Source organism: Staphylococcus casei (genome assembly GCF_030294405.1).
GTDB classification, from domain to species: Bacteria; Bacillota; Bacilli; order Staphylococcales; family Staphylococcaceae; genus Staphylococcus; species Staphylococcus succinus.
In genome coordinates this window covers 1,354,693-1,373,792 of record NZ_CP125718.1, presented here as the reverse complement: position 1 = coordinate 1,373,792, position 19,100 = coordinate 1,354,693, and the positions used below count along the sequence as shown (strand labels likewise).

General features: G+C 32.7%; 20 protein-coding genes. 1 reads left to right on the top strand and 19 read right to left on the bottom strand.

Translation table 11 applies throughout. The annotated features are described in order from the left end of the window. The 7 genes from prmA to lepA form a co-directional block, all read right to left on the bottom strand. The gene (gene prmA / locus QMO72_RS06675; RefSeq protein WP_069823931.1) at nt 1-939 is read right to left on the bottom strand and encodes a 50S ribosomal protein L11 methyltransferase; all 939 of its coding nucleotides are present in this window, start codon (nt 937-939) and stop codon (nt 1-3) included. A gap of 3 nt (nt 940-942) precedes the next feature. Next, the gene (dnaJ, locus tag QMO72_RS06670; RefSeq protein ID WP_069823930.1) at nt 943-2,076 is read right to left on the bottom strand and encodes a molecular chaperone DnaJ; all 1,134 of its coding nucleotides are present in this window, start codon (nt 2,074-2,076) and stop codon (nt 943-945) included. 146 nt (nt 2,077-2,222) lie between these two features. Continuing rightward, nucleotides 2,223-4,067 (bottom strand): molecular chaperone DnaK, encoded by a 1,845-nt coding sequence (gene dnaK / locus QMO72_RS06665; protein WP_069823929.1) that lies wholly within the window; start codon nt 4,065-4,067, stop codon nt 2,223-2,225. Between the two features lie 59 nt (nt 4,068-4,126). Next, nucleotides 4,127-4,756, bottom strand: a complete 630-nt coding sequence (gene grpE / locus QMO72_RS06660) for a nucleotide exchange factor GrpE (protein ID WP_103267856.1) — start codon at nt 4,754-4,756, stop codon at nt 4,127-4,129. A 26-nt stretch (nt 4,757-4,782) separates the two neighbouring features. Next, nucleotides 4,783-5,763: a heat-inducible transcriptional repressor HrcA gene (gene hrcA / locus QMO72_RS06655; RefSeq protein ID WP_103267857.1), complete on the bottom strand. Its 981-nt coding sequence runs from the start codon at nt 5,761-5,763 to the stop codon at nt 4,783-4,785. A 99-nt stretch (nt 5,764-5,862) separates the two neighbouring features. Continuing rightward, nucleotides 5,863-6,987, bottom strand: a complete 1,125-nt coding sequence (gene hemW / locus QMO72_RS06650; RefSeq protein ID WP_069823926.1) for a radical SAM family heme chaperone HemW — start codon at nt 6,985-6,987, stop codon at nt 5,863-5,865. 98 nt (nt 6,988-7,085) lie between these two features. Next, on the bottom strand, nt 7,086-8,909 hold the full coding sequence (lepA, locus tag QMO72_RS06645; protein ID WP_069823925.1) for a translation elongation factor 4: 1,824 nt from the start codon (nt 8,907-8,909) through the stop codon (nt 7,086-7,088). A gap of 319 nt (nt 8,910-9,228) precedes the next feature. On the opposite strand from lepA, the gene rpsT reads away from it, so the two are divergent. Further along, nucleotides 9,229-9,480, top strand: a complete 252-nt coding sequence (gene rpsT / locus QMO72_RS06640) for a 30S ribosomal protein S20 (protein WP_046836583.1) — start codon at nt 9,229-9,231, stop codon at nt 9,478-9,480. Nucleotides 9,481-9,564: 84 nt separating this feature from the next. Here rpsT and holA read toward each other — a convergent pair whose 3' ends face one another. The 12 genes from holA to QMO72_RS06580 form a co-directional block, all read right to left on the bottom strand. Continuing rightward, entirely contained in the window at nt 9,565-10,539 is a 975-nt protein-coding gene (holA, locus tag QMO72_RS06635) for a DNA polymerase III subunit delta (protein ID WP_103267858.1), read from the bottom strand. A 75-nt stretch (nt 10,540-10,614) separates the two neighbouring features. After that, the gene (locus tag QMO72_RS06630; protein WP_286093259.1) at nt 10,615-12,792 is read right to left on the bottom strand and encodes a DNA internalization-related competence protein ComEC/Rec2; all 2,178 of its coding nucleotides are present in this window, start codon (nt 12,790-12,792) and stop codon (nt 10,615-10,617) included. 36 nt (nt 12,793-12,828) lie between these two features. Continuing rightward, nucleotides 12,829-13,290: a ComE operon protein 2 gene (locus QMO72_RS06625; protein WP_046836585.1), complete on the bottom strand. Its 462-nt coding sequence runs from the start codon at nt 13,288-13,290 to the stop codon at nt 12,829-12,831. A 71-nt stretch (nt 13,291-13,361) separates the two neighbouring features. After that, nucleotides 13,362-14,069, bottom strand: coding sequence for a helix-hairpin-helix domain-containing protein (locus QMO72_RS06620; RefSeq protein WP_103267859.1), 708 nt, complete (start codon nt 14,067-14,069; stop codon nt 13,362-13,364). Nucleotides 14,070-14,118: 49 nt separating this feature from the next. Beyond that, a complete protein-coding gene (locus QMO72_RS06615; RefSeq protein WP_103267860.1) occupies nt 14,119-14,835 on the bottom strand; it encodes a class I SAM-dependent DNA methyltransferase in 717 nt (238 codons plus the stop codon). Nucleotides 14,836-14,837: 2 nt separating this feature from the next. After that, nucleotides 14,838-15,191: a ribosome silencing factor gene (gene rsfS, locus QMO72_RS06610; protein WP_069823920.1), complete on the bottom strand. Its 354-nt coding sequence runs from the start codon at nt 15,189-15,191 to the stop codon at nt 14,838-14,840. After that, complete coding sequence (gene yqeK, locus QMO72_RS06605) at nt 15,192-15,776, bottom strand: bis(5'-nucleosyl)-tetraphosphatase (symmetrical) YqeK (protein ID WP_103267861.1); 585 nt, start codon at nt 15,774-15,776, stop codon at nt 15,192-15,194. Further along, entirely contained in the window at nt 15,766-16,338 is a 573-nt protein-coding gene (gene nadD / locus QMO72_RS06600) for a nicotinate (nicotinamide) nucleotide adenylyltransferase (protein WP_103267862.1), read from the bottom strand. Before nadD ends, yqeK begins: the two co-directional genes overlap by 11 nt. Beyond that, nucleotides 16,338-16,628, bottom strand: coding sequence for a ribosome assembly RNA-binding protein YhbY (gene yhbY, locus QMO72_RS06595; protein ID WP_046836591.1), 291 nt, complete (start codon nt 16,626-16,628; stop codon nt 16,338-16,340). Before yhbY ends, nadD begins: the two co-directional genes overlap by 1 nt. Nucleotides 16,629-16,641: 13 nt before the next feature. Then, nucleotides 16,642-17,439, bottom strand: coding sequence for a shikimate dehydrogenase (aroE, locus tag QMO72_RS06590; RefSeq protein WP_103267863.1), 798 nt, complete (start codon nt 17,437-17,439; stop codon nt 16,642-16,644). A 12-nt stretch (nt 17,440-17,451) separates the two neighbouring features. Next, nucleotides 17,452-18,558 carry a ribosome biogenesis GTPase YqeH gene (gene yqeH / locus QMO72_RS06585; RefSeq protein WP_103267864.1) on the bottom strand — a complete coding sequence of 369 codons (1,107 nt, stop codon included), beginning with the start codon at nt 18,556-18,558 and terminating at the stop codon, nt 17,452-17,454. After that, a complete protein-coding gene (locus QMO72_RS06580) occupies nt 18,559-19,086 on the bottom strand; it encodes a YqeG family HAD IIIA-type phosphatase (RefSeq protein ID WP_069823915.1) in 528 nt (175 codons plus the stop codon). Nucleotides 19,087-19,100 lie beyond the last annotated feature (14 nt).

The window sequence follows — 19,100 nt, the reverse complement described above, 5'->3', positions numbered from 1 at the left end:
TTATTCGCTCACTTTCTGGCCAACGATAGAAACCCAACTGTTATCGTGACTTATCGAAATAATTTTAAAACCGCTACGCTTCATATGGTCCAATATAGCTTCATGTTTTTCTTCAATAATACCAGACGTTATAAAATAACCACCTTGATTTAATGTATTATAAGCATCTTCAATCATTTCATCAATGATATGAGCTAAAATATTCGCAATAACAATATCGAATTTTTCTGTTTCGCCTTTAAGCAAGTTTCCCGGCACAGCTTCAATCGCTTTTTCACAATGATTCTTAGCAAAATTTTCTTTAGCAACTTTGACTGCCATTTCATCTACATCTAATGCCTTAATACGTTCAACACCAAGTAAATAAGAAGCTATACTTAAGATACCTGAACCTGTACCAACATCAATAACCGAATCACTAGGTTTTACATACGTCTCAATCGCTTTTAAGCACATACTCGTTGTTGGATGATCACCTGTACCAAATGCCATTCCAGGATCTAATTCAATACACAATTCACTATCATCTTCACGTTGATATGTTTCCCAACTTGGAACGATGGTAAATAATTTTGACGCACGGAAAGGATGAAAGTAGTTTTTCCATTCATTTTCCCAATCCGTTTCGCGAATTGTTTGTTCGTCAAATTTAAACAGGCTGTGATCTAATGACTCAATGGCAGAAATTCGACTGTATAAGTCATCTTTAAATTGCGTTGTATACTTCATTTCATTGAAATATGCCTTCAACCTTACCCCTTGTTCAGGGTAGTCAGTTTCACTGAGCTCATATATTTCACCAAATTTATCTTCAAAATCATGGTTTAAATCACTAGAATCTTCTATAACTACACCATTCGACCCAGAATCTTCTAATATATTAGAAATAATTGGTGATACCTCATGATTAGCAGTTATTGATACTTCGGTCCAGTTCATATACTAGTCTCCTTTAAAGAATCTTTTAGCTTTATCTCTAAAATTAGTAGGTTGTTCTGTAATTTCTTCCCCATCAATCTCTGAGAACTCTCTTAATAATTCTTTTTGTCGATCATTCATCTTAGTCGGAGTTACAACATTTATATTAATAAATAAATCGCCGTAGCCATAACCATGAACATTCTTGATACCTTTTTCTTTAAGACGGAATTGTTTTCCAGTTTGAGTACCTGATGGAATTGTCAACATAACACTACCTTTAAGTGTTGGTACTTTAACCTCATCACCTAATGATGCTTGTGCAATACTAATATTAAGTGAGTGATAGATATCGTCTCCATCTCTTTCAAATGTTTCTGAAGGTTTAACTCTGAACACAACATATAAATCACCTTGCGGACCGCCGTTTTCACCGGGAGCGCCTTCACCTGCTAAACGGATTTGCTGTTCATTATCTACACCTTCTGGAATTGTAACACTAATTTTGACACTTTTATTTTCAGTACCTTTACCTTTACATGTTGGACATGGTTCTTCAAATTCTTGACCTGAACCACTACATACTGGGCAAACTTTTTCAGTTCTAACTCTACCAAGTATTGTGTTTTGCTCTACTGAAACATGGCCTGCACCACTACAATATTCACACGTTTTTTTCTTAGTACCCGGTTTAGCACCTTCACCATGACAAGTATGACAAGACACATCTTTACGAATTGAAATTTCTTTTTCGCTACCAAAAACAGCTTCATCAAATGTTACTGTCATCGTATATTGTAAGTCGTCACCTTTTCTAGGCGCATTTGGATCACGTTGACGTCCGCCTCCAAAGAACGAACTAAATATATCCTCGAAACCGCCGCCTCCAAAGCCACTGAAATCTTGACCGCCAAAGCCTTGGCCTCCAAAACCACCTTGTGGGCCGTTATGTCCAAATTGGTCATAATTTGCACGCTTGTTATCGTCGCTTAAATTTTCATATGCTTCTGAGATTTCTTTGAATTTCTCGTCGGCACCTTCTTCTTTATTAATATCTGGATGATATTGTTTTGATAATTTACGGTAAGCCTTTTTAATTTCATCTTTAGAAGCATCTTTACTAACACCTAAGATTTCATAATAATCTCTTTTGGCCACTGTTATCTCTCCTTTTACTGTTTTGTTAAATCACTGATAAAAAAAGAAAAAGTCAAAGCCAATGTTCAATTGACTTTGACTTAATTTGGCTAAGCAATTGTGTCATATTTTTCTATCATTAACAATTAATTAGTCTATGACTCAACTTATTTTTGATTATCTTTGCTGTCGTCATCTTTCACTTCTTTGAAATCTGCATCTTCAACATTGCTATCTTGTGCTTCGTTTCCTTCTTCACCTTGAGCTTGTTGTTGAGCTTGCGCAGCTTGCTCGTAAACTTTTGTTGATAAGTCTTGAACAACTTTTTCTAATTCTTCTTTTTTAGCTTTGATATCTTCAATATCTTCGCCTTCAAGTGCTGATTTTAATGCATCTTTTTTATCTTCAGCATCTTTTTTATCTTCTTCACTGATGTTTTCGCCTAAGTCAGTAATTGTTTTTTCAACTTGGAATACTAAGCTATCAGCTTCGTTTCTTAAGTCACTTTCTTCACGGCGTTGTTTGTCAGCTTCAGCGTTTTCTTCAGCGTCTTTAACCATACGATCGATTTCATCATCTGATAGTGAAGAACTTGATTGAATTGTGATATTTTGTTCTTTATTTGTACCTAAGTCTTTCGCTGTAACGTTTACGATACCATTTTTATCAATATCAAATGTTACTTCGATTTGTGGCACACCACGTGGAGCTGGTGGAATGTCTGTTAATTGGAATCTTCCAAGTGTTTTATTGTCAGATGCCATTGGACGTTCACCTTGTAATACATGGATATCAACTGCTGGTTGGTTATCTGCTGCTGTTGAGTATACTTGTGATTTAGAAGTTGGAATAGTCGTATTTCTTTCGATAAGTGTATTCATACGTCCACCCATAATTTCAATACCTAATGATAATGGTGTTACGTCTAATAATACTACGTCTTTAACATCACCAGTGATTACGCCACCTTGAATTGATGCACCCATAGCTACTACTTCGTCTGGATTCACACCTTTATGAGGTTCTTTATTCACTTCTTTTTTAACTGCTTCTTGAACAGCTGGAATTCTAGTAGAACCACCAACTAAGATTACTTCATCAATATCAGAACTTGATAAACCAGCATCTTTCATTGCTTGACGAGTAGGTTCCATAGTTCTTCTAATTAATGAGTCAGCTAACTCTTCAAATTTAGAACGTGTTAAGTTAATTTCTAAATGTAATGGACCATTTTCTCCTGCTGAAATGAATGGTAATGAAATTTGTGTTTGAGATACACCAGATAAATCTTTTTTAGCTTTTTCAGCTGCGTCTTTTAGACGTTGTAATGCCATTTTATCTTGTGCTAAATCTACGCCGTTTTCTTTTTTAAATTCAGATACTAAATAGTCAATAATTACTTGGTCAAAGTCATCGCCACCAAGTTTATTATCTCCAGCAGTTGAAAGTACTTCAAATACACCGTCGCCTAATTCTAAAATAGAAACGTCGAATGTACCGCCACCTAAGTCGAATACTAATACTTTTTGGTCAGTTTCAGTTTTATCTAAACCATATGCTAAAGCAGCTGCTGTTGGTTCATTGATAATACGTTCTACTTCTAAGCCAGCAATTCTACCAGCATCTTTAGTAGCTTGACGTTCACTATCATTAAAGTATGCAGGAACAGTAATTACTGCTTTTTCTACTTTTTCACCTAGATAGTCTTCAGCTGTACTCTTAAGGTTTTGTAAAACCATTGCTGAAATTTCTTGTGGTGTATATGATTTACCTTCAACGTCAACTTTGTATTGTGTACCCATATGACGTTTGATTGATTGAATTGTGTTAGGGTTTGTGATTGCTTGACGTTTAGCAACTTCACCTACTTGAGTTTCACCATTTTTAAATGCTACTACAGATGGTGTAGTTCTAGCACCTTCTGGATTTTGGATTACTTTTGGCTCATCGCCTTCTAAAATTGCTACACATGAATTTGTTGTACCTAAGTCAATACCTATTACTTTACTCATAATTAATTTCCTCCTGTATGTTTGTTTAAAATTATTGGTATTTTCATCAATATTAAAGATTATTGATTTACTTTAACCATTGAAGGTCTTAATACTCTATCTTTTAATTTATAACCACGTTGCAATTCTTGAGTGATTTCTCCTGATTCAAAATCTGGATTATCATCTTGAACAACAGCTTGGTGAACATTCGGATCAAATTGTTGACCTTCAGTTTCAATTTTTTCTAAACCGTTATTTTTTAAAGCGTTAATTAAGCTTTCATGAACCATTTCAACACCTTTTTTCAGTGATTTGAATTGTTCATCTTCGCCATCGATTTGTAACGCACGCTCAATGTTATCGATAGTTGGTAAAATATCGTTCAACACATCTTGAGCTTTATATTCTTTCATCGTTTGATTTTCTTTTTGGATTCTACGTTTATAATTTTCGAATTCTGCGTATAATCTTAAGTATTTTTCTTCTTTTTCTTGAACATCTTTTTTCAATTGTTGAATTTCTTCATCTTTAGGATCTACATCTGATTCTTTCTCTTCTGTATTGTCCTCCTGCAGATTATCTTTTACTTTGTCATCATTAGTGTCGTCAGCATTTTCAACTGTTTCATTTTCAGATGTCTGAGATTGATCTTTAACTTCTTCATTTTCTGCAGCTTGATCAAATACTGATTCATTTTTTTCTGTCATTGTCTGCCCTCCAATACAATTCTTAATTACCAAATCGTATTTAGTAATCGTATTACGTTCTGATAATTCATTGCCGTAGGTCCAATAACCGCAATTTGACCTTTAAGCCTATCATCAATGTGATATTCACTTGTGATGATAGAAATATCACTCAAACTCGATTCAATTTCATGCCCTATTTTGACGTTAATCGTCGAATGAGACATATCATCAAGTAACTGGGTGATTTTATTTGATTCTATATATTGCAATATAGGTTGAATAGAGGAAACATTTGATTCATTTAATGCATCAATTAGTTTAACCTTTCCACCCATAAAAATGCCATTACTTTGATTATCAAAGTGGATTTCAATTGTGTGTAACATCTCTTTGATAAATTGCTTTTCAAGTTCTGATTTCACAAACGTATTTAATTCACTTTCAAATTGTTGATTATTCCATTTATTATATTTAGTAGTAACAAAATTCGATATCTTTGTGAGTTTATCATTAGATAACGGAACTTGCGTAGCTAAATGTAAATGTTCAACATGACCAGAAGTGAATACAACCACCATAATCACTAAGTGGGCATTTGCTCGAATCAAATGAATGTTGTTAATTATATCTATTTTATGATTTGGACGCATTACCAACGTTGTATATTGAGATGCAACCGAAAGTTCATTAGCAAATACACTCAATGTAGTAGAAATATCATAATGATTCTCGACTAGCAAATCTCTTAAACGTTGTATTTTAGTTTGTTGTTGATGAGATGTTTGTTGCAATAATTGATTCACATAATATCTAATACCTAACTCTGATGGTGAACGTCCTGACGAAGTATGTGTCTTCTCTATCAACTCTAAATCTTCGAGATGTTTCATCTCATTTCTAATAGTAGCAGGACTAACATTCAATTTGTGTCGTTCAATCAAAGTCTTAGAACCAATTGGCTGACCTAAATCAACATAATCTTCAACAATTGCATTAAGAATGCTCAATTGTCTATCACTAATCATGCTTTCACCTCATTAGCACTCTTTTGTTTCAAGTGCTAATTATAATTTATCAAATTGGTCAAAGTAAGTCAATGTTAAAGCATCGTTTTTTTTAAAATTTTAAACATTTAATAAAAACGACTCGAATACAACGTTTCCTATCACTTTTCCGCGTTCCGTCATCGAGATGTATCCTTCTTGTTCAATAATAAGTTCGCGTTCTATCAAATCATTGATAACTGTACCAAATATATCATCTATGCTTGTATTGAATTTTTGCTGGAACCTAGATTTATTAACTCCCTGATTCATTCTCAGTCCTAAAAACATTTCTTCTTCCATTTGTTCTGATAGGGTTGGAAACGTCGAATCTAAAATTGGTCGCTCCTTATTTTGGATTTTTTTAATATAATGGTTTACTGGATTAACATTATTATAACGTTCACCATTAACATAACCACTTGCACCTGCACCAAAACCATAATACCCTTCGTTTTTCCAATACACTTTATTATGTTCTGACTCATGCCCATCTTTTCCAAAATTAGAAATTTCGTACTGGTGCATATCAGATTGTTCCATTCTTTCTAATAGGTATTCATACATTTCTTCGCCAACATCTTCATTAGGGACTTTCAATTGGCCTTTACGGTACATATTATAAAATTTTGTCTTAGGTTCTAATATCAATCCATAGCTAGAAATGTGATCAATATCAAGAGCCAATGCCTTTTCTAAGCTATCTTTAAAATCTTCAATGGTTTGATGTGGTAAATGATACATCAAATCTAAACTAATGGAAGGTATGCCAACTTGACGTGCGTTGGCTACCGATTGGTAAATATCTTCTGTTTTATGTGTTCTTCCCAGAATTTCTAACAATTCTGGATTAAATGTTTGAACTCCCATAGACAATCGATTCACACCAAAATCTTTAAGTAATTGAACTTTTTCTATCGTTAATTCATCTGGGTTAGCTTCGAAACTAAACTCACCTTTGATTTTAAAAATACGCGTAATAGCTACGAGTAACTTTTTAAGTTGATCATAATTAAGTGCCGTTGGTGTGCCGCCGCCAACAAATACAGTTTCTAATTGTCTAACATCACTTTGTTCCATTTCTTCTATCAAGCAATCTAAATACTGATCTACCGGCTGATTTTGTATAAAATACTTATTAAAATCACAATAAGTACAAATTCTCACGCAAAAAGGAATATGGATATAAGCGCTTTTCACTTCCATATTGCGTTCACCTTCTTTCATTTTTTGAAGATAAGTCTATTCAACAAAAAACTGGGGCATAAATCGAATGGATTTAAGGCCCCAATGTTTAATTTATATTAATCTTCGTCCATCTTAAGCACAGCTAAAAACGCATCTTGAGGAATTTCAACATTACCTACTGCTTTCATTTTAGCTTTACCAGCTTTTTGTTTTTCTAATAATTTTCTCTTACGGCTAATATCTCCACCATAACATTTCGACAATACATTTTTACCCATTGACTTGATGTTTGTACGCGCAACAATTTTTTGTCCAACAGCTGCTTGAACTGGCACTTCAAACTGTTGTCTCGGAATAAGTTTTTTCAATTTATCAACCAACACTTTACCACGATCATAAGCAAATTCTTTATGTACAATAAAGCTTAATGCATCTACTTTTTCACCGTTTAATAAAATGTCCATTTTGACAAGATCGCTTTCTTTATTATCAATAAATTCATAATCAAATGAAGCATATCCTTTAGTATTAGATTTAAGTTGATCAAAGAAATCAAATACTACTTCTGACAACGGTATCTCATAAATGATATTCACTCGGATATCATCCATATATTCCATATTTACAAATTGACCACGTTTGCGCTGGCATAATTCCATTACTGCGCCTACATAATCATTAGGAACCATCATCGTAGCCCTAACAAAAGGTTCATAAATCGTTTCAATTTTATCTCTTTCAGGCATATTTGCTGGATTATCAACTGAGACTTCTTCTCCATTTTTCATAATACATTGGTAAATAACAGATGGTGCTGTTGCAATAAGTTCAATACCAAATTCACGCTCAATACGCTCTTGAATTATTTCCATGTGAAGCATACCTAAAAATCCTGTGCGATATCCAAACCCTAACGCTTGAGATGATTCTGGTTCAAATTCAAGTGAAGCATCATTGAGTTGTAATTTTTCTAATGCGTCACGTAAGTCGTTATAATCTTTATTATCTATTGGGAATAAACCACAGAAGACCATAGGATTCATTTTTTTATATCCTTGTAACGCTTGTTCAGCTGGTCGTTCTGCATGTGTAATCGTATCACCGACACGAGAATCATCTACGTTCTTAATACTAGCTATAATATAACCTACATCACCGACAGTTAGTTCCTCTACCGGCAATTGTTTGGGCGTATTAATACCCACTTCAGTTACTTCGAATTCTTTACCCGTCGCCATCATCTTAATACGGTCACCGGCTTTAACTACACCTTCCATGACTCTAATACCTGATACTACACCTCGATAAGGATCGTATTCAGAATCAAAAATCAAAGCCTTCAATGGCGCTTCAGGATCGCCCTCTGGTGGTGGTATAACTTCAACTATTTTTTCTAATATATCTTCAATACCAATATTAGATTTTGCACTTGCAAGAACCACATCATCTTGATCTATACCAATAACATCTTCTAATTCTTGTTTAACACGTTCTGGTTCAGCAGCAGGTAGGTCAATTTTATTAACAACAGGTAATAATTCTAAGTCATTATCCAATGCTAAATACACATTCGCTAAAGTTTGTGCTTCAATCCCCTGTGCAGAATCAACTACCAATATTGCGCCTTCACAAGCTGCTAATGATCTTGATACCTCATAAGTGAAATCTACATGCCCTGGTGTATCAATAAGATGGAATGTATATGTTTCGCCATCCTTAGCTTCATACTTTAATCGTACAGCATTTAATTTGATTGTAATACCGCGTTCTCTTTCTAAATCCATGGAATCTAGTAATTGTGCTTGCATATCTCTTGATTCAACTGATTTCGTATTTTCTAAGATTCTATCAGCTAAAGTAGATTTACCATGGTCTATATGTGCGATAATAGAAAAGTTTCTTATATTTTTACGTCTATTATAACGTTCTTGTTTATCCATGTATTATCCTTCCCACTTTCATAATTCTAGCCCGTATATGTATGACATTCTTTGATATGATAACGTTTTTGTTCTATAATTGCAAACTTACGACGCTTATACTTTAAGTTATATCATAAAAGTGGCTACTTAGTTTGCCATTCCTCTTTATAGTATAGAGTGAAAGTTGCTCATTTCCAAATAGAAATGTATTATTTTTACGCTTTTAAGCGCATTGCGTAAATAAATGATTGCAGAAACCGGCTGGTTTTGATAAAATATTTCTTGTTGTAATCAAATCAAATTTGATAGCGAAGTTCACTTTTAGGAGGTGACACACATGCCAAACATTAAATCTGCAATTAAACGTGTTAAAACTACTCACACTGCTGAGGAGCGCAACATTTCTCAAAAGAATGAAATGCGTACAGCGGTTAAGAGAGCTCAATCAGCTACTGCATCAAATGCTGATAACAAAGCTGAATTAGTTAGTTTTGCTTTGAAAAAAGTAGATAAAGCTGCGCAACGCAACTTAATCCACACAAACAAAGCTGCTCGTATCAAATCTTCACTAATGACAGCTAACAAATAATAAGAAAGTTCAAGCTATGGCTTGAACTTTTTTATTTATAGTTTGAAATAAAGCTTGTGAGTAATCAATGATTACTCACTTTTTTTATAAGGATAAAATAAAAAGTTCTAAAATAAGTTGTTTATCCATATAAGAAGACTTTAATTTATAATCTGTTTCTGCACAGCTATCCATAATATTTAACAAACTCTCTAAGTGATAATGCCTTGCTTGATTAAGTGCTAACTTCACTCTATAAGGGTGAACATTAATCGTTTTAGCAATTTGTTGGCCACTATACCCTTTTTGAGACAGTATTTTACTTTGATAGAAAAGTCGATAGTTACTCGTTATAAGCGCTAAAAGTTTAATCGGTTCTTCTTTCATCGCAATCAAATCTTTGACAAGTTGTATCGCTTTGACCTTATTATTTTTTTGAATATATTCTGTTAATAAAAATACATTTTGTTCTAAACTTCTATTTACAATTTGCTCCACATCTTGTTTATTAATTGTTGCTCTTTCACCTAGGAAAAGGACTAATTTTCCTATCTCTTGTTTAACGATATTAAAATTAATACCAGTTAGTTCAATAAATAAGTTTAATGCATCTTGTTTAATATCTTTATAGTTTGAATGCAGTTCATTTTTTATCCATTTTTTTATCTCTTCTTCTGACATTTGCTCTATTTTCTTTAATTGGGCTTTCTTTTTTAATGTTTTCACTAATTTTTTACGTTCGTCTAATTTGGGTTGATAGACTTCGAATACAATCATACTTTCACCATCATATTTTTCTATGAATTCTAAAAGCAAATCAATATTATGATTTAAATCTTTAGGTGGTTTTTCTCCAGTAAAGACGTATGCATTCTGTACTAAAACGGCCTTTTTATCAGAGAAAAAAGGCATTGTTAATGTCTCTTCTATTATGGAAGATAAATCACTGTCATATAAATTATATTTAACAAAGTTAAAATCATCTTTGGGAGCATCTAAATAATTTTCGATAATCTCGGTCGATTTTTTTTCAATCAATTCAGGTACTTCTCCGTATACTGTAATTATATTATCGCTCATATGTAGCACCCTTTCATCACTATTACACATTAAAACATTATAGCATGCAGCTATACATCTCACTAGTTAAAATCATTACTTCTCTTCTGTTTTGATATACATATTTTCTTTGAAATTAATTGTAACTTCTCCATGATTAGCTGTTTGATAAACTTGAGAATGATAACTAATTAATCGATTTATAGTTTCTTGATTGGGTAAGTTATATCGATTATTGTGCGCTACAGAAACCAAGCTTACCTTAGGGGTAATGGCTCGTATAAAGGCCTCACTCGTACTCGTTTTACTTCCATGATGTCCAACCTTCAGCACATCAACTGCTTTTAAGTCGAACTGCTTTAATAACTCATTTTCATTATTTGTGGTCGCATCGCCCATCAATAGCATTTTATATTTTTCATAGGTTATCAATGTCACAATAGAATGTTCGTTTAAATCATCTGATGCATTTATTGTTACATCTACTAAATTTATAACTGCTTTATCTAATTCAAAATTTTGTTTTTCTCTAAAATCATACAATTGTATTTCATTATTTTTACATTGTTTTTTTAAACTGTTTAACTGTTCACTTTTCATACTAGGACTATTCACTATAATGTTTTCGATTCTATATTTTTCAATTAAATAATTTAATTCTCCTATGTGATCTTGGTGCGGGTGGGTTATAATTAAATAATTAATTGTTTTTATGGCTCGCTTTTTTAAAGTTGGTAATATGTGGTATCTAGCGATATTATGTGTAGCCTTTTCACCCTTTTCAAGTAGCTTACCTCCAGTATCTATAAGCAACGTGTGCTGTTTATTTGTTTCAAATAAAATCGCATCACCTTGACCTACATTCAACATAGTGAGTCGATAATCATTAGAACGTGGTAATACTGTTACCGTGATATATATAAGTATCATTAGACCAGTCAAAATTTTGAGCTTTTTATGTACAATCGCTACTAATGCAGCTAATACCATTGCCAATGCTATTACTAAAAAATATTCATTCAATTCTGGTATATACCATTTATATAAGCTTAAACTATAGAATGTATCAACAACAATATCGTGTATTTTAATAACTAAGTTCAACAATCCTGTAAGTAATTGAATTTCAATTGGCAAATGATTGATAATGAAATAAATAAGTGTAAGAGGATATAATATAAAGACGTAAAAAGGCACAAAGAATAAATTAGATATAAAGCCTATCCATTGTATTTGGTTAAAATAATGTGCACTTATGATAAGAGACCCTAATTGAGCAATAAAAGTGATATAAAACGTAGATTTAAACGCGGTCGTCTTCTCTAGTAAAGGTAAAGATAATAAAATAAAGAAGGTAATCATGAATGAGAATTGAAATCCTATATGATAGATTAAAGATGGGTGAATTAAAGTCAACGTTATAAAACTAAACGCTAGAATATTCATAGTATTTCGGAATATTCTTTTTGGGAGAATAATGACTATGATAGTTACTATAACTGCCCTCATTGCACTCGGTGCTAATTCTGTATATAAGACATATAATGGCAGTAAAATTACAATTACAAATTTAATAAAAAACAGCGGCATTCTAAATAAGTTTAATACATAAAAAATAATAGTTACTATAATCCCTACATGAGTGCCACTAATTGCCAAGAGATGATAGATACCAATTTCTTTATACTTCTCTAAATCATTCACATCAACATTCGATGTATCACCGCTAATTAGCGCAATGATTTTTTCAGGACCTTTGATATGGGTCGCCTTCAATTTGTCGAATATAAAGGCCTTATGTCTTTCTAAAAGGTATTGATGGCCTGATTCATTACCTTTACAACTACCCAAATCTATCGCTCTAACAAACAGTGTAGCTTTATCATTGAACCGATTATTGATTGATGACAATTCTCCCCTAACAAAACATGATTTTTGGAATAATTTATTTTCTATATTCTCTTTGGTGCTATGCTTTAAATAGTAATAAAATGTAAAAATTTGGTGATCAATCTCCACTTTCCCTCGTAGTTTTTGATGCTTCAATACTGGTTTAGTTAGAAAATAAGCTTGGCTTTGTAAATGCGTATTGTTATATTGCGTAGTGCGTTGATCTCTTGTATGTACTAAATCATTTTGAAACATCATAAAACTTAAAATAGGGAGTATAACGATTGATATGAATTGAATCAACTTCAATTGTTTTCTAATTGCTATGAATAATAACAAAAAGAAAACAAATAGTGCCATTAACCTAACATGTAACCATAACATACCTACTAAATATGCAATTGCATAATAAATCATAATCTATTTATTAACGAGATATTGTGCTACATGTTCTTGATTAAATTCGATTTTTTTATAATCTATACCTGATTGTGTTAATAATTTCAATGCATATTGATGGTTGTGATAGTCTTCAGCGTAGTAGATCGTTTGAATACCTGCCTGTATAATGGATTTCGTGCAGTTCAAACAAGGGAAGTGTGTAACGTAAATAGTTGCTCCTTCTGTTGAAACACCTTGTTTAGCACATTGTAGCAACGCATTCATTTCTGCATGAATTGTACGTATACAGTGACCATCTTCTAATAAACACCCATCATCGATACAATGTACCTCTCCAGAGACAGAACCATTATATCCCCCAGCTATAATTCTATTATCCTTGACAATCGTTGCACCTACAGATAATCTTTCACAAGTAGAGCGTAAAGCTAGTAAGTGGCTTTGAGCCATAAAGTATTCTTCCCATTTAATGCGATCCATGGTGTTAAACCTCCGTTTAAATATGTATTATTAATAGAATAATTTTAATTGTAATATAAAGCAACCCATTTCTATACTGTAAAGTAACTACTCAATTTTTCAAATGTTTTATCACCAATACCTTTTATTTCTTTCAATTGCTCAACTGAATCAAAAGATCCTCGTTCTTCTCTGTATTCAATAATTGATTTAGCTTTCATAGGTCCTATACCAGGAATTGATAACAACTCTGTTTCAGTGACTTGATTTAAATTCAAAGTATCATTTGCCACCATCGAACGTGAGGTATTATTTTTACTATTATCTAAATTATTATGATTATTTGATATAGCTTTCTCACTTTCTCCCTTTTCAGGTATGTAAATCAACTTTTGATCTGATAGTTTTTCAGCAAGATTTACTTTATTTAAATCCGCTTTATTTGTGACGCCTGCTTTATCTAATAATTGTTTGACCCTATCTGTTGATTTCATTTCATATACATTAGGGTGTTTAACAGCACCTTTAATATCGACGAATACACTATCTGTATTGTGCTCATTCATTACTTGTCGCTTACTATTAGACAACCCGCCTTCTTTAGTTGAAGATGGCTTTGGCGATGTTGCTATGTTGTCATTGGATTTGTCAGTATATGCCTCAAAATCTGATTCATAGTCTTTTGTCATTATAAACTGGGAGATAATTAGCAATAAAGCTACGATACTTATCGACAAAATAGTGATCAGTAGCTTGTTTTTTATAATCAAGCCTTTTAAAATATCCCATTGATTAAACATAAAAAATCACTCCTCTATACTAAACACGTATAAGGGAGTGATTTTACTTTTATTTTTTAGCAATGAAAAACAATCTATATCCTTCATCACTTGAGTTATTTATATCAAAATCAACAAATGTATGAACTTTATTGAAACCTACACGCTCTAACATATCAACATACTCACGTTTTGTATAAGTGCGTTGGTAATGCGATTCGTTAAATCTAGCATATTGCTCATCCTTTTGCTTAATAAAGAATGACATATCATGCCAAACACTTAAAGGTTCTTCACCTTGAACCGCTTCCCAACCAAGAAACACACTTTCCGATTCATCTATATAGCTTTGGTTGTTAAATAAGGTATTCATTTTATAAACAGTATGAACATCAAACATAAATACCCCATCAGATGATAAATGCTCAAAAACTTGGTTGAAAGTTGCCAATACATCGTCTTGTTCAGGTAAATAATTCAGTGAATCACAAAATATTGTAATTACATCAAAAGACTGATTAAGACTGAATTCAGTCATATCGCCTTCAATCCAATTTACTTTTTTAGATTTTTGAGCTGCTATTGAAAGCATATCAACACTTAAATCCATACCCGTTACATCATCAAATTCTGTTAATAATGAAGTGAAACTGCCTGTCCCACAACCAATATCTAAAATAGATGACTTGTTCTCAGCAAAATGATTTACGATGTCTAGCCAAGATTCATAGGGCTGATCTAAGGTTAATTGATCATAAAACAAGCTCATTTCTTCATATTGGACCATAATTAATAAACAGCCTGTACGTAAGTTTCTAGTGGTGCATCACGATACAATTTCTCTAGATTGTAATAATCGCGCTCGTCTTTGTGGAATACATGCACAACAACTTCAGATAAGTCTATAAGAATCCATCTTGCTTCATTAAAGCCTTCCATTCGTTTAACTTCAATTTCTGCTTTGTTCGCTGCATCTTTAACTGCTCGAGCTATGGATTGTACTTGTCTTTCATTGTTTCCATGACATATCACAAAATAATCCGCTACATCACTTATTTCTTTCATTTTCAAAGAAATTATATCTTCTGCTTTTTTATTCTCTGTTGCTTCGACAGCTATGTTTAATAATTGATCTGAACTCATTTAATCATCCTTTACTCTTTCGTCACTATAATTGTAATAATTCAAGCATGCAATCGTCGCGTCATAAACATTAATATCTTTACTAATTAAATGCAAAACTGTGCGCTTAGAAATTTCATAAATTGCAATATCTAAGCTACCTTGATTGTATGCTAAATCTCTAATTTCTTCAACGCCTGGGGTCTGACGACCTGGCTCAATATAATCGGCAACAAACACAAGTTTCTCAGTTAGAGTCATTTGCGCCCTGCCAGTGGTATGATTTTTTATAGCAAGTAATATTTCCTCATCTTCAATATCATACTGTTCTTCCATAATTATAGCGCACACAGGCCCATGTAATATTTCTGATCCATAGCTTAATAAATTACTATCTAAATTGTGCTGTTGAACAATTTGATACATAGAACCTAAGTCGTCATATTTAGAATAATCATGAAGTATACCTGCAAGTTCAACTTTATCTTTATCACCATCATAGATGTCTGCTAACTTCACTGCAGTTTCAGCCACTCTTAGCGAATGATTAAAGCGTTTTTCAGGTAATTTTTCTTTAACTAAATCTATTGCTTGATCAATTTTCATATAATCCTTCCTCTCTGATATAACGTTCAACACTTTGAGGAACTAGCACTTGTATATTTTCTTTATTTCTAACTCTGTCTCTAATTAATGTTGAACTAATATCAATACGTGGAATATTAACTGCTAACATGTCGTGATCAACTTCTTGCGTCGATTGATCTCTATTAACAATGATAAAAGTAATCTTAGCTTTCAATTCATTAATCTTATACCATTTATCAAGTTGATTGTACTGATCTGTACCAATAACAAAATATATTTTAGCTTGAGGGTAATCCTTTAAAACATGCATCACTGTATCATAAGTATAACTTTGGCCTTCACGTTCAATCTCATCAAGATAAATTTCACCAAACCCAAGCTCACCAATAGCACATTGTATCATTTTTATTCTATCAGAAGCATTCAAGTATTCATTATGTACTTTTAACGGTGACATAAAGCTTGGTATAAAATAAAATTTATCTGGGTTAACGCTATGATGAACTTCACTTGCTACAGCCATATGAGCAGTATGAATCGGGTTGAATTGTCCACCATATAATACAATTGATTTAACCATTATGGTAATTGAATGTGTTTGTTGTCTTGTGATTCTTTGTACAATACAATCATTGACCCGATAACTTGAACGATATCACTGCGTGTTGCATCACTTAAACTTTGGGCTAAATCATTTTTATCCTCAGAGTTATTTTGCAATACATGTATTTTTATTAATTCTCTATTTTCTAATGTATCTTTAATTTGAGTAACCATATTGTCACTAATGCCTGATTTTCCTATTTGAAAAACTGGATCTACATTATGTGCCTTACTACGTAAAAACCTTTTTTGTTTACCTGTTAACATATTTTTTCTCCTTTTATAAGCGCTTTAAAACAGCATCTTTCATAACTTGAATTTGCGGTGTTTTTCCTGTCCATATTTTAAAACTCTCAGCGCCTTGATATACAAACATATCTAACCCATTGTGTACGGGGTTTCCTTTGGCCTCAGCAACTTCCAAAATAGGTGTTTTAAAAGGAATATACACGATATCACTCACCAAAGTATGTACTGACAATTGATCGAGACTGATAACGACCTCTTTATTATCTTTCATACCAGCTGGTGTAGTATTAATTACAATATCAAATTCAGAAAGCGCAGCTTCCGCTTCTTTTAAACTTATTTTATTTACTTCTAAATTCCAATGTTCAAATCTATCTAGAGATCTATTTGCGACAGTTAAAGTGGGTTGTACATATTTCGCTAGTTCACTAGCTATACCTTTACTTGCTCCGCCAGCGCCTATAATTAAAATATATGCACTTTTCAAATCTGGATAAACTTGTTTAAGACCAGTTACATATCCAATACCATCCGTATTATAACCAATCCATTTGCCATTTTCGATTTTCACAGTATTAACCGCACCTACTGTTTTGGCTTGATCATCTATATCATCTAAATACGGTATAATACGCTCTTTATGCGGTATCGTAACATTAAATCCAGATAAGGACTTTTCATTAATAATCTCTTTTATAAGATGAAATTGCTTTTCCGAGATATTAATTGCTTCATAAGTTGAATTATCATTTATCGCTTCAAAATTTGCATTATGCATAACTGGTGATAATGAATGATCAATAGGGTTACCTATTACTGCATACTTCATATTAAATCCACCTTACATTATTGAATTTCTTAAAACAACATCGACATTTTTCGGAACACGTACGATCACTTTAGCACCTTCGTCAATGGTAATAAATCCTAATCCAGAAATCATAACATCTCGTTTTTCCTTACCAGTTTCCAACCTAACCGCTTTAATATCTTCTAAATCAAAATTTTCAGGGTTATTAGGTGGTGCTAGCAATGAACCGAGTTGATTACGCCATAACTCATTCGCATTTTCTGTTTTTGTTCTATGGATATTAAGCTCATTTGAAAAATAACATACTAATGGTCTTCTGCCGCCACTCACATAATCTATACGCGCTAAACCGCCAAAAAATAAAGTTTGTCCTTCATTTAATTGGTATATGCGTTGTTTAATTTCTTTTTTAGGCATAATGGTTTTAAGTTCATTTTCGGTAACAAAATGTGTCATTTGATGTGCTTGTATCACACCTGGTGTATCATACATGAATGTTTTTTCATCCAATGGAATATCTATCATATCTAAAGTAGTACCCGGGAACCTTGAAGTCGTAACGACATCTTTCTCTCCCACACTACGTTCAATCAATTTATTGATTAATGTAGATTTCCCAACGTTTGTTGTACCAACAATATAAACATCTTCATGATTACGAAGTGTATTAATGGAAGTTAACAAGTCTTCAATGCCTTCATTCTTTTCAGCAGAAATTAATACCACATCTTCAGCTTCTAGGCCGTATTTACGTGCCGTTTTCTTAAGCCATTCTTTGACACGGCGTTTATTAATTTGTTTAGGTAATAAATCCATTTTATTGCCTACAAGTATAATCTTTTTGTTTCCAACAATTCTTTTAATCGCATTGATAAAAGAACCCTCAAAATCAAATACATCTACAACATTAACAATAATGCCATTTTTTTCTGCTAAACCATTCAATAGATTTAAAAAGTCCTCACTCTCTAAACCTACGTCCTGTACTTCATTATAATTTTTCAATCTAAAACATCTTTTACATATTACATCTTCTCGATATAAATTATGTTCAGGTACATATCCTGGTGCATCTGGATCTTCGGCTTGCAATGGCGCGCCGCATCCTATACATTTTAAAATTTCAGTTTCATTCAATCAATTTTCCTCCCATGTGATATATCCTTTTTTACGAAAATGCTGTAACAATCTTCGTTCAATCATTCTATTGAATTTAGTAATAAAACCATCTGTTTGTTTGACTGGCACTACCATTATTGTAAATAAGCCACGTCTATTTCCACCAAAAACATCTGTCAGCATTTGATCGCCAATAACCACTATTTCAGAAGGGTCTAATTGCATTGATTTTGCAGCTCGGTCAAATGCACGTCCACGTGGTTTTTTAGCTTTGAAAATATAATCAACATTTAATGACTTCGAAAAACTTCCTACGCGTTTTTCGTTATTATTAGAGACTATTGTTACAGTAATGCCTAATGCTCTAGCTTTATCAAACCAATTTTTAACCGCTTCTGTTGGTGCTGCTTCATCCCAACCTACTAACGTATTATCTAAGTCAGTAACAATACCTTTTACACCTGATGCTGCAAGTTTATGAAAATCGATTTGAAAAATCGACTGTACATATTCATTTGGCATAAAATAATTCTTTATCATACCCATTATTTATTTTCACC